We start from the raw sequence: 13,479 nt of genomic DNA on the forward strand, positions 1-13,479 counted from the left end.
TAAAAATCACGAAAGTTGTTTTTTTTTTTTTTTTTTTTTGTCACAATTAAATTATAAAAATGATGGCAATAAAAATGAAGGTAGCAGAATATTGTATGAAAAAATTAATCAAAATATCAATAAAACTAAAGTCAATGCTTTTAAGTTTAATTTTTAGTACAATAATAATCTTTCCTAACATAGTTATTATCAACAATGTTTCGCCTTATTATGTAAATAATTTTGAAATTAATCAAAATTTTAATCAAAATATTACTAGTAATATAAACCAATTTATGTATTCTGGTGAAATATTAGGGTATTTTATTTACAAATCGTCAAATATTAGTGAAAATGAAACGGTTGAAAAATTAGAAGAAAATATTATTAAAAACAAAACCATAATTTATTCTATGGCAGGTAATACAGATAATGTTACAATGCAGAATACGGTTGCTTTTGAGACATCATTAATGGCATCAATTGTGAATATTAGTATTTATGGGATGACTAGTTGATCAGAGTTTTTTGCTGAAGCTTATTCAAAGTGAACAACAACGCCAACTGAAATGAAAAATAAGAGTTGAGAAATTTTAAATAACTTTTTTATTATCGTTTATCCAAAACTAAATCAACAATATTTTGGATCACGAGATATGACATGACAAAATATTTTAAATTTTATTAATAATTATGTTAAAACGAATCCTATAATTTATGATACAGAATTAGCAGTTAAACCAACAAATGCTGTTAATTTGAAATATGATGGCTTATTTGGTTTTCAACAAATTATTTCTAATAATGCAATAGAAAGGAATAATTATACTTTTAATGCTTTTAAAACAGCTTTAATAGAATGACAAAATAATAATGATGGTAATAGTTTATTTAGTCATCATATAATTAATCAATATATTATTAATTATAATAACAATAATTTAAGTAATAATCTAGCAATGATGATGAATGATTCATATACTAAAGCATCAGATGAATCAATTAATAAATATAACACTTTGGTAAGTAAACTTCGAACAAAATATTATTCATCTTTTGAAAATTTAGATCAAACCTTAAAACAACTTACTAATTTGTCCCAGAAAAATACGACAGATGTTAGTAGCATTATGTTAAAAGATGCTATTGATGCAATGGGAAATCATTATAATTGAGCAGACAATAAAACAATCGCTTTTGCTGAACAAATTCTAAATTTATTTAATTTAACAAGTTATATAACAGATAACAATTTTAAATATTATTTAAGGGCTTTTATTTTTACACCAGATTATCCAATCAGAGGCCAACTCGAAAATACACTGGGAGTTACTGCAACATATGGACAAGTTATAGGCAATGATTATTTTCAATATTTTCTTTCAGTAGAATTTTCAACTGTCATCTTTACAGGTCTGGCATTTAATCAAAATAATATTGGTGATATTAATCTTGATTATAAAAGTGGTTGATGAAGTTCACCAAGCATTTTTGCTACGTTAAATCATGAAATGGGGCACGTAATTGATGGTTATCATGGAACAGAAGCTGAATATCGAGCAGATTTAAAGAACAATTTTAATAATTATATGAAACAGCAAAAATTAGATAATTTTTATAATGGTAAGATTTTTGGATATCATCAAATTGAAAGTGAAACAACCAAGAATTTAAAATTAATTTTAATAATAATTTTTACTGTTATTGCTTTTCCAATTTTAATTGTAAGTATTATTTTTTTATCAAAAAAAATTAAGAAGAGACATTAGTTGTTTATGAAACTCAAAGTAATTGGGATTATTAGTTGGATGGTTAATTATGGTAGTAATATTAATTTAGTTTAAAAAAATAGGTAACAAACCTATTTTTTTATTAATTGTAATTTGATAAAATCAGTTTTGCCTTTAAGCAATTGACTTTTTTCTTTTGCTGTTATGATAATATAAATCAAGTGTTCTTTTTCTAAATTAATATCTATAAATGTATCTTTGATATCTTTAGTTTTAAAAATATTATATGTATAATCATTAGTTGGTGTAGCATATGGTTGAACTTTTTTGACTGCTTTATCAATGACTGCTTTATCAGGTTGATCTAATAATATTTTTATTTCTTTTCTATTTACTTTTGTAACATCAAAAACATCATTAAGGTTTTTATCTTCAATATTATCACTATTAATTATTAATGGGTTAATTTCATTAATATTAGAAATATCTTTTATTTCTGGTAAATTATTACAACTAACAATATTTGTAGTACTACCACAAATTACTGTTAAAATACTTACTAAACTTAATATCTTTTTCATTATTTTTATTTCCTTTCTAATAACAAATTATAAAATCTTTAGTTTTTACAATAGTCTTAAATGTTAAATATCCTTCTCAAGTTTTTAGTTCTAAACTCGTAATAGTTATTGCATATTCTCAAGTTTTTGTAATTGTTATTTTTGTAGGATATAGTGGTCTTTGTTTGGGACAACTACCAGAAGTATTAATTAATTTTTTTTCCATGTCATTTGACCAGTAGTCAAAATCTTTTGGATTTGTATTATCATATAGTGTTCTGTTTATGTTACTAATGATACGATGTGCTATATTAATATTTTCAATAGTATTTCATCTTTTTGTATTCATAATCTTGTTAAAGAAGTCTTCTCTAATTTCATATGTTATGTTTCCAACAAGATATGAATTAAACTGTTCTATATTTTTAATAAATGTTTGATTATTTACTACATAAGAAAAACCGTTATTATTGGTGTTAAAATTAATTTCAACTTTATACTTTTCAGTAATTTTTCTATATTCTCCATTTATCGATGATTTTTGTCATAAATATTGAATTTTAGCATTATCTTTAATTTGATGCTCACTAAATAATCGCTTTCCTGGAAATTTTTGCGGGTTTGCTAAAATAATTTTATTTAGAAGATTAACGATTTCTGTTTTATTTAAATGTCTTTTTGATTTATCAAAATCAAATTTTCCTTCCATATCAAATGAATAAGCATCTGGGAAGATTTTAATTTTTCCTGTTAATTCAATTATTCGTGATTCAGAATTAATAACAATATTAACATTATTTTTAATTCGTAAAACAATGTTAATATTTTTATAAACATAATCATTTCAATGTTTAGCATTGAGATTACCTTGTAAGTATTGAGGCATAATATTTTCATAATTATTATCTAATAATGCAATGTTAATATCATTTAAAGTAAAATGATAGTCTAATAATAATTTGTTTAATTTATTAAGAATATTTTGTTTTGCCTGAATAATTAAATCCATAATATTTTTCGCACTGTTATTTTGATATTCTAAATTATCAATAGCTAAGTTTTTTCCTAAAAAGTAAACGATACTATTAGTTGTTACTACTTTACTTATAATTCCAACAGTGAAGGTAAAACTTGATCCAGGTAAAAAAATACTATTATTTTCTCAATTATCATTAGTACTTATTTTTATTTGAATAATTCTTGTAAATGTTGTTATTTTTGGAACAAATTCTGTGAAATCAACTTTATTAATATTAATTCCATTAATTGTAATTTGAATACTTGGCATACTTAAGATAAATTTATTAAAAAAGTAAATGGGGAGAATATTATTTTTACTATCTCCTTGTACATCTTTGCTCATTAAATCTTTGTTTAAAGCACTAATGATTTGTGTATAAATTTCATCACTGTCTTGATAATTATTAAAATTAATAGGAACTTTAAAATCTGGTTCTGTTATATCATTATGATAATATTTTTGTAATGTTGATAAGTCTATAATTTTACTAGTTCCATTTTTAATTTGAGGAACTAATGTCTGATTTGTATTATTAGTTTTTAAATTAACAATTTGTGTTGAAGCAATTGTTAAAGTCGCTGTTAATAAAACAGCTAGTAAGTGCTTCATACTGAAAGACCTTTTTCTATTTAGAGCCTCCTATTTTAATTTTATCATATTTTTAATAAATTCATATGTTTTAAATTTATATATTTAATTAAAAAAGGGATAATTGTTGTTATCTCAAATAAAATTTATTGTTAAAAGTTCCAATTATTTCTTACCATCCGAAAACCCAACCTTAGGATATCCTCTTTTTTTTTTTTTTTTTTTTTTAAATACAATTAAAGTATAAATCTTTTTTTTTTTTTTTTGTAAAAGGGGGATCAAAAATGAAAAATTGTTAACAGTTTTAACAAGTGTTAGTTTATTGGTACCAACGGTTAATATAATTATTAGTTGCAATAGCAGACCAAAGTATGTTCCTGATGATGAGGATGATGCTGGACAAGGAGTAAACGATGTTGAAATTATCAATAAAATTATGACCAAGGTATGAGAACGTTTTAAAGCATGATGAGATAAAAAAGCAACAATTGATATTAACATTTATCCTGATCAAATTACAAAATTTCAAGAATTAGTTACTCTTTTGAAAACAAATGATGGTGAAGTTTTAACTGGCAATGCAATTAATCAATATCGTTTTCTTGACCAATTAGTGACGGGATTTAAAGCAGAGTTTGACAATTTGAATCGTGAAATTGCCAATGAATATTCTAATTTTTATATGGAAACTGTACCATTATCTGTAGAGCCAGATGATATTGCGTTTACGTTAAGTCATATTAATTTTGATAATTTGGCAAAATTAATGACTGTTAATGACAAGAGTATTATGGGAATTACAATTAAGTTTAAGATTTCATATCAAATTAAATTTAAAGATCTTGAACAGCGTGATAGTACTGAAGGTTTCGTTGTCATTTGTAATGATGTTGAAGCTTTAAGTGGCATTCAAAAAAACCTTGAAAACTATTTTATTGCTTTTATTGATGAGCTTTTTAAGAAGGAAAACTATCAAGTGATTGATAAAGTAAATCGTAGTTATAATAATATTGATTCATCAAATACTATTTGACCAGTTATTATAAAAGAATTAACAGAAAGAGGGATTTTATTTAAGGGATGATGCGTTTGAAGTTCTTTTTATAGTACTATGATTCTTACAGATGAGTTCTTCAAAGCCGATTCGGTCTTAAAATGAGCTGGTGAAGGTTACGATCCTAAAAAATTAACATCAGAAAAATTTCTGCAATTTTATAAAAATAAGTATTTTAATGCAAGAACTTTACCAGATTATTATGTGAAAGGAAATATTGCTTCTTTTGATCCAAGTAGTTTAACAATTGAAAATTTACCATTTAACAATAAGAAACCATATAAAAGTTTAAAAACACCAATTAAAGTATTAATTGCAAAAGAATATGTTAATCAGGATTTAACTCAATTTGCTGAAATAACAATGAAGTTATGACAATATTATCAAATTGAAACATATAATGATAAGCTTGTTTTTAAAGTAAACCAAGATGATTTTGATAATTTAATTAAAGTAACTGCTTCTTTTTCAGAAGATAAAAGTATTAGTGCTAATTTATCACCAGTTTTTAGAAAAGTGTTTAATATATTTAAAGGTACATTAAGTTCAACGACAAATTGAAATACAAACATTTATTTTCCTACTTATATTGTTGAAAAACAAAAAGTTAATTTAGTAAAAGATCAAAAATCATTTGCTTTTCAATTGTTTAGAAAACAGGCTAAAAGTGGCTATTATCTACCAATGGATATTAACTTTAGTTATAATAGTTTTGCTTATAGTTTTTTCTTTAAACCAAATGCGAATGAAACAAATACCGATAAGGGTGATGAATTTTTACAGACAATTGAATTTAAAGTTGTTTAATTTTATTTATGGAATAATTAATTTTTTAATATTAAATTATTTTTATATATGTAAGGTACCACACACATTTAAGACCAGTTAGTCTTTTAAATCTTTTAACACAGCTTCTGCCGGTGTTAAAAGATTTATACTTTTATGGCGTCGAACTTTGTTATAATAATCTAGAAAGATTACAATTTGTTTTCGAATATCATCAATATCTTTAAGATATCTTGGTAAATATTCAAAAAACTTATTTCAATTACGATGAAATCTTTCAATTTTCCCATTTGACTGTGGGGAACGGACAGGAGTTGTTTGATGGACAACTCCTTTTTTATTTACTGCTTTAGTAAACTCACTTTTATGATGTGCATAATTTGTTCGATGATTATAAACATATTCAATCCCGTTATCTGTCCGAATTCTTTTCATTTTAATACCTATCTTATCAAATTCAAAATAAGCTTTTTGAAAAAGTCCTGCCGCAATATCTTGTGTTTTATTTTCCGTTATATAAGCTACTGCATACCGAGATTTGTCATCAATATAATCAAAAATATACAAATCTCTTTTATAACCTGTCATATTTTTAGTTAATACTTTAACATCATGTGGGATATGCCCTAATTCATGCATTTCATAATGTTTATAAAATCTCTTTTTCCGTTTATTTTTAAAATATTGATTAAATGTTTTATCTCATTTCATTAATGTTTTAATATTATGTCTAATCGGCTTATTTTGATATGTAAAATAATTTGCCAATGTTAAATTATAAAACTCATAAATTCCTGTGCCATAATTTTCCCGATAATTTTTAATCATTTGTGCCACTTTCATTTTATAAGATTTATCATAAACATAATAAATAGTTTTTGGTTGTGTTGAATGTTTTTTAAATCACTCAAAACTATAAGAATTTTTTAAAAACTCTTTAATTTTGTTTGATCAATTGTAAAATGTTTGTTTTTCTCTATAAAATAATTTAATTAACTGATTTAATGAATGGGTTTTAAGATAATATTTATGACATAAATTAAAATAATTCGATAAATTATTATAAATATAATTTGTTTCCTTAGTTGCTGCAACTTGCCCATATCATTTTTTAAAACCACGATGTAATTTATATAATTCATTTTCACTAATAATACTTACTATCATTTTAAACCTCCTAATTTAATTTTAAAGATTTAGGTGGTCTTAAATGTGTATGGTTTTTACAATTCTTCTAGTAAATAATATTTACTTTTATTAAAAAAAGAGTATAATATGTTTTGTATTTATTAAATTAGATAGAAAATATATGAGGACTATGATGCTACAGCAATTAAAGAAATCAATTATATTAGCCGATATTTTAAGTTTTACCTTTGGCTTTTTAGGTGTTACGTTTGGAATATTAAGTGTTTTAGCGTTAGAACCATTTTGAAGTATGGATAGTACTGTCCGTGATCATCAATCATTTGCTTTAACAGCCACAACAATTTGTTGTGATTTTTTAAGTGTTTTAAGTGCAATGATTGCTTATTATTATGGAGTAAAATTGTATAAAATAACTAAAAATGAAGACCGTTGTGATAAACCAGAAGTATTAAAATGTGAACGTTATTCATTTTGTTGTGATTTTTGAAGCTTTATTTTTGGGATTGTTGGTTTAATTTTTGGGATTACTAGTTTTATAACATTATTTCCAGGTTTTTTAAATGAATATACATCATGATGAACAACAATAACTTCTGTTTGTTTTGATAGTGTGTCATGTGCTTTTGTGGGAGTAGCGATAGGATATTTTTGCAAAGGAATTAAATTGTCATAATTTAATTTAAAAACTATTTTTTTCATAATTATTTAGTTTATAATAATAATAATAATAATAATAATTATGAAAATTTTAACTAAAATAAAATAATTAAAAAAGTATTTAGTTTTTACTGATACTTGATTTAATAGTCGTTAAAAAGCAATAATTCTTAATTGCATAAACATTGATTAATATGATGATAGACTTGATTTAATTGTATTTTATAAGAGTGCTACAGTTTAGTTTTATTCTTATGGTTGTTAGCACGCAAGTTCAGCAAGTGTTTAAGTGGGGCATTATCCAAATGTTTAATGCTGCTTTACATCATTATGTGCTTGTTCAATAAACAACTAATAATAAAAATAATTATCCTGATCAAATGGTGAAAATACAGGGGCCTAATATTAATAGTTTAGTTGTAAATAAATCAATTAAAATATATTTTATCTTGTTAATAATTAATAAGGTTTAGTTTTTAAGTATGCAATTATAATTATTAAAAATTAATTAAGGAGGAAATCTATATGAAAAAAATTTTTAGATTATTAACTGCTTTTGTTTTAACAACAGTTAAGCAGTGTTACGGTAATTAGCTGTACAGTTCAAGATGTTCAGTTTGATTTAAATGATGCACTATTATTAATTGGAAAAGATATTGATACATCAAAAGCAATTGATGATGCTGAAAGTAATTTAGAATTTACAAATTATTATATTTTAGGGGATAGTTTAAGTGATTCTCACGGACTTGAAAAATTAATGAAAAAAGGCTTAGATGCTAATTTTAAATTGGGAACTGATGATAAAACCAAGTTAGACGATTATCAATATGGAAGTTTTAGTAATGGTAAGACGGCTGGGGTTTTATTAAATGATAAATTAGGTTTTAAGGACATTAATCCAGGGATTCCACACGATACAGATCCTACTAAGTTTGGTCGTAATTATGCGATTGCTGGGGCTACTGCTGCTGATGTTATTGGAATAGAAGGTTTTTTATTAAACCAAGTTACGATTGAGAAGCAAGCTCGTGCTTTAGTTAGCCAACATAAATTACGAGAAACTGATTTAGTTTTTATGGAAATTGGTGGAAATGATTTATTTCAATTAATTAAAACTCCTGATTCTCAAAAAGATGCAGAATTAATGAAACAAGGTGTTGAACGAATCCAAGAAGCACTATTTACATTGTTAAATAATGGGATTAGAAAAATTATTTTTTCTGATGCACCAAATGTTAGTTTAGTACCACGTTATGTTAATGGTGATGCTACGTTAAAACAACGGGCAAATGATTTTTCGACCCAATTTCATGGTCAGGTTAAAAATGTGATTGAAGTAGCTAATCGCTATTATAAGCATGCTGTTCGAAAATGAGGATATTATGATAATTTGCCAGTTTTAATGGAAGAATTTAAGGCTAAACATGCAAACGCTGAACTTAAGGTTAATTTTAATCTTTTAGATATAGATTTTAAAAATATTTTACAAACAGGTGTTTTACATGCAAAACGAAACTCTAATATTCCTGCTGATGCAGGTATTGATAATTATTTCTTTTTTGATGATTTTCATCCAACGCGTGAAGTTCATCAGTTAGCAATGGAACATTATTATGAGATAATAAAGGGATGAACGTAAGATAAAAAAGTTATCAGATATTGTAAAAAATAACGTGTCTTAAAAAAATGACAAAAAAATAATGTCATTTTTTTAATTTTTGTTTAATTAATTTTATGAGTTCTTTTATTAAATTTTAAAAACCACTTTCTTTTTATAATTATTTGGTTATAATAATGATAACTAAATTTGATGGGTTTATCTTATCTTTAAAAATAATTATATAAAATGAGAAGGAAAAATAAGATGTTAAGTAATCTTTCAAAGAAAATAAAATTTATTTGACTAGGAATTTTAACTGGAATTCTTAGCATTTTTTTAATATTAGGAGTTGGTTTAACTATTCCGGGAATGGGATTAGAATCCTTAAAATTTATAAATAGTTTAAAAACACAAATTCAACGTGCTTTTCCTCAAGGAAAGTTTGTTATAAATAGTAATGTTAAGATTTATGAGACGCTTGTCAATACTGTTTTAAAATCATCATATGAAGCAGATATTTTATCATCGCTAAATTTTTATGAGAATCCTAACCAAAATGATGCAATTAAAAAAGAATATTTAGCATTTGCTGATACTTGGTTCAATAATCGTTGAGGGTCAACGATTACCAATCGGGAAAACATTGATTTATATAATGTTGGCCTTGATTTAATTGAATTTGATAAAAGTGTTGCAGTGAAGTTTCATTCTTATGGTTATGTTAACACGGGAATCCAGTGAATGTTTAAGAGTGGGGGCATTAATCAAATGTTTAGTAGTGCTTTACATCATCATGCGCTTGTTCAACAAACAATCAATAATCAAAATAATTATGATCAGATGGTTGATATTACAGGACCTAATATTAATGGTTTAGTTGTAAATAAATCAATTGGAACATATCTTGTCAATAATAAGATTTGATTCTTAAATATGCAATTAAAAAATTTGGCTTATGCAATGACAGCAATGGGTGGTGATACTATTTTTATTAATACCGCATTAACAGAAAAAGATATTATTGCGCCAATTACGGTTAATGATTTGTATCATCCAAATTTTGTTAGTGCATTAGATACAACAAGAGCTGGAACTGTTTTTGTTTTAATGTGACCATTTTTATTAGCTGCAATATTACCAGTGATTGTGATTATCATTATTAAAAATTAATAAAGGAGAAAATATGAATGAAAAAAATTTTTACATTGTTAACAGTCTTTACTTTAACAACAGTTAGTACAGTTACGGTAATTAGTTGTACAATTGCTCAAGATCGACGTCTCAAGCCCAATGATGCAGTATTATTAATTGGGAAAAATATTGATACATCAAAGGCAATTGATGATGCTGAAAGTAATTTAGAATTTACAAATTATTATATTTTAGGAGATAGTTTAAGTGATTCCCATGGGATTGAAAAATTAGTAAAAAATAACTTTAAGGTTGATTTTAAATTAGGAACTGATAATGAAACTGAGGTAGAAAATTATCAATATGGAAGTTTTAGTAATGGTAAGACAGCGGGTGTTTTATTAAATGATAAACTAGGTTTTAAACCCATTAAACCAGGGATTTCAAATGATAATGATTCTCAGTTTGGTCGTAATTACGCAATTGGTGGGGCTACTGCTGCTGATGTTGCTGGAATGGGGGGTTTACTATTAAATCAAGTTACGATTGAAAAGCAAGCTCGTGCTTTAGTTAGTCAACATAAATTACGAGGAACTGATTTAGTTTTTATGGAAATTGGGGGTAATGATTTATTTCAATTAGTTGATACTTCTGACCCTCAAACAGAGTTAGCATTAATGAAGCAGAGTGTTGAGCGAATCCAAGAAGCATTATTTACATTGTTAAATAATGGGATTAGAAAAATTATTTTTTCTGATGCACCAAATGTTAGTTTGGTACCACGTTATGTTAATAGTGATGCTAAGTTAAAACAACGAGCAAATGATCTTTCGACCGAATTTCATTTTCGAGTTAAAAATGTGATTGAAGAAGCTAATCGCTATTATGAACATGCTGTTCGAGAATGAGGATTATATGATAATTTACCAGTTTTAATGGAGGAATTTAAGGCTAAACACGCAAAGGCAGAACTTAAAGTTAATTTTAATACCTTAGATATGGATTTTATGAAAATTTTAGAAACAGGTGTTTTAAATGCAAAACGAAATCCTAATATTCCTGTTAATGCAGATATTAATGACTATTTCTTTTTTGATGATGTGCATCCAACTCGTGAAGTGCATCAGTTAGCAATGGAACATTATTATGCGACGGTAAAGGGGTGAACATAAAATGAAAAAGTTATTAGCATATTTAGGAACAATTTCTTTATTAACAACTTCAACAGTACCAGTTGTTGCTTGCACAAATAACGGAATTATTAATTCAGATGTTCCACATTCACAAACTAGTTTGTTGGCTTTAAATAGTCAAATTGCTAAAATTGCTTATATCAGTAATGAAAATCAGTATGATTTTAATTATTTAATGAATAATTTTGTCCAACTAATGTATTTAAAAGATTTACCACAACAACCTGATACAAATGAAAATCTATATGATTATAACCGTTATGCCGAGTTGTTTAATCGGTATTATGGTGAAAGTTATTTGAAGCATGATTTAACAACTAATTTAGTTTTAACAAATACTATTAAACCAGAAAGTGCAAATAGTACAATTAATCAAATTGCATCTATGGGTTCAACGATGTTAGATATGATTGCTAACCAAGGACTAGCTGGTGTTTTATCATTAGTTATTGATGGAAACTTATTGTCAGAGTTTTTATCACCAACAATTTTAAGATTTGCAAACGATTTATTGGACCAAAGTACCTTAATTGCTTTTCGTGATGCTTTTGATGATTCAATTTACAAAAATATGAATTATCAAGAGGTTTTAACGTCGGGCGTAATTGGTCTTGTTAACGCTGTTAATGAATTAACTGGTCAAACAGAACGTTTTGACTATAAAGATAAAGCAAATCTGCAAGGAAATGCTAAAAAATTATCTTGATGCATTGAATCAATTTGGAACAACAATTGTTGATGTAATGAATAACAAAATTGCATTTAAATTTAATATCTTGAATAATTTGACAGCAATTAGTGAAGTTATTCGTTTTGTTCGAATTATTTTAACTTACCTTGATCAATTTGATGCAACACAAAGTCCAACTTGAGCAGAAATTAATACTGTTCGTACGACAACTTATAAGTTAAATTCGAAAATTGATTTCAAAAAAATTTTTAATGATTTATCAGTTAGGTTAACTAGTACCAATGGTGAAGGAATCCGTAGTTTAATTGCAATTTTGTTTCAAAGTTCTGAACATCATCAAATTGAAGCAAGTCCTTTGGCTAATATTGCCTTCTTGTCAAAGGAAAATTTGACTCCAGCAGGATTATCAGCAATAGGGAAAGTTTTTATTAATAAATATATGCCACTTGAAATATTAGGATCTATTAAGATTTATCTTGGTAATGTGGTATGAGATTTAATTAATACAATTTCAGCAAAAGAAACATTAGACGATATGGTTGCATTTTTAAGTAACGACTTAATAGCTAATCAACTTCCAGCAAATATTAAGCCAGTAATTGATAAAATTAAAGCAGATTCTGCTGCAATTAAGGATTTGTTTTCAGCATTATATCAGGGCGATATTTTGGGCGATATTTTAAAAATGATAGTACCAGATTCACCGTTAGCTAATATTAAAAATTTAAGAACAATGCTAAATGATCCGTTACAAAAATGAATGCCAGCAAACCAGTTTACAAACATCATCGGAACAAAAAGTATTGTTGATGTTGTAACAGATTTGAATCAGGCAATTACCAAACCAGCATTTGTTAATGCTCAAGATGTTTATCAATTATTTGATAGTTTTTTAACACCAACAAGTAATGACTCATATTTATTACAAGATGCATTATTAGATCCAGATAATTTATTTGCAATTTTAGGGTTTAAAAATAATGTAATTGTTGATAAAACACCAATATTTTATTTAAAAGATATTTTAGAAAATATTATAGGAATTGAAGGAGCATTTAAAACAATAAATCAATATATTAATGATTTTAATGTTAGTCAACAACAATTACAAGTAACAATGCAGCAAACTTTTAATGCCTTACAAGTAGGGGTATTATCACAGACAATTGACAATGTTTTTGAATATGAAATTAATAATAAGATTATTAAAATTGTTGTTGAATTACAGCATGATAAGTATCTTATTAATGAAATTACAATCCATTAAATTATTTGAAAAGTTATTTTTAAGAGGAAAGGAATAACTTTTTTTTTGAATCTTGGTATAATAGTAAAAG

Annotated in this window: 11 protein-coding genes; 8 read left to right on the plus strand and 3 right to left on the minus strand. The window is 25.6% G+C overall.

What is annotated here, in order from left to right; genetic code table 4:
- The first annotated feature begins 95 nt into the window (after nt 1-95).
- On the plus strand, nt 96-1,748 hold the full coding sequence (locus E7Y35_RS01305; protein WP_283272550.1) for a hypothetical protein: 1,653 nt from the start codon (nt 96-98) through the stop codon (nt 1,746-1,748).
- A gap of 92 nt (nt 1,749-1,840) precedes the next feature.
- Here E7Y35_RS01305 and E7Y35_RS01310 read toward each other — a convergent pair whose 3' ends face one another.
- Nucleotides 1,841-2,290: a spiralin gene (locus tag E7Y35_RS01310; protein ID WP_283272551.1), complete on the minus strand. Its 450-nt coding sequence runs from the start codon at nt 2,288-2,290 to the stop codon at nt 1,841-1,843.
- Nucleotides 2,291-2,306: 16 nt separating this feature from the next.
- Nucleotides 2,307-3,899, minus strand: a complete 1,593-nt coding sequence (locus tag E7Y35_RS01315; protein ID WP_283272552.1) for a hypothetical protein — start codon at nt 3,897-3,899, stop codon at nt 2,307-2,309.
- A 271-nt stretch (nt 3,900-4,170) separates the two neighbouring features.
- Here E7Y35_RS01315 and E7Y35_RS01320 point away from each other — a divergent pair, with 271 nt between their 5' ends.
- Nucleotides 4,171-5,739, plus strand: coding sequence for a hypothetical protein (locus E7Y35_RS01320; protein WP_283272553.1), 1,569 nt, complete (start codon nt 4,171-4,173; stop codon nt 5,737-5,739).
- 78 nt (nt 5,740-5,817) lie between these two features.
- On the opposite strand, the gene E7Y35_RS01325 is transcribed toward E7Y35_RS01320, so the two are convergent.
- Nucleotides 5,818-6,885, minus strand: coding sequence for an integrase core domain-containing protein (locus tag E7Y35_RS01325; protein WP_283272554.1), 1,068 nt, complete (start codon nt 6,883-6,885; stop codon nt 5,818-5,820).
- 154 nt (nt 6,886-7,039) lie between these two features.
- Between E7Y35_RS01325 and E7Y35_RS01330 the strand changes: the two genes are divergently transcribed.
- The 6 genes from E7Y35_RS01330 (at nt 7,040) to E7Y35_RS01355 (ending at nt 13,409) form a co-directional block, all read left to right on the plus strand.
- Nucleotides 7,040-7,540 (plus strand): hypothetical protein, encoded by a 501-nt coding sequence (locus E7Y35_RS01330; RefSeq protein WP_283272555.1) that lies wholly within the window; start codon nt 7,040-7,042, stop codon nt 7,538-7,540.
- 744 nt (nt 7,541-8,284) lie between these two features.
- Complete coding sequence (locus tag E7Y35_RS01335) at nt 8,285-9,166, plus strand: SGNH/GDSL hydrolase family protein (protein WP_283272557.1); 882 nt, start codon at nt 8,285-8,287, stop codon at nt 9,164-9,166.
- A gap of 225 nt (nt 9,167-9,391) precedes the next feature.
- Nucleotides 9,392-10,297 (plus strand): hypothetical protein, encoded by a 906-nt coding sequence (locus E7Y35_RS01340; RefSeq protein ID WP_283272558.1) that lies wholly within the window; start codon nt 9,392-9,394, stop codon nt 10,295-10,297.
- A gap of 17 nt (nt 10,298-10,314) precedes the next feature.
- On the plus strand, nt 10,315-11,430 hold the full coding sequence (locus E7Y35_RS01345) for an SGNH/GDSL hydrolase family protein (RefSeq protein WP_283272559.1): 1,116 nt from the start codon (nt 10,315-10,317) through the stop codon (nt 11,428-11,430).
- A gap of 1 nt (nt 11,431) precedes the next feature.
- The gene (locus E7Y35_RS01350) at nt 11,432-12,202 is read left to right on the plus strand and encodes an MOLPALP family lipoprotein (RefSeq protein ID WP_283272560.1); all 771 of its coding nucleotides are present in this window, start codon (nt 11,432-11,434) and stop codon (nt 12,200-12,202) included.
- The gene (locus tag E7Y35_RS01355; protein WP_283272561.1) at nt 12,138-13,409 is read left to right on the plus strand and encodes a hypothetical protein; all 1,272 of its coding nucleotides are present in this window, start codon (nt 12,138-12,140) and stop codon (nt 13,407-13,409) included. The genes E7Y35_RS01350 and E7Y35_RS01355 overlap by 65 nt, the downstream gene beginning before the upstream one ends.
- The last annotated feature ends 70 nt before the right edge of the window (nt 13,410-13,479 follow it).

It is taken from the genome of Spiroplasma sp. SV19, from assembly GCF_030060925.1.
In the GTDB taxonomy this organism is placed as follows: Bacteria; Bacillota_I; Bacilli_A; order Mycoplasmatales; family Mycoplasmataceae; genus Spiroplasma.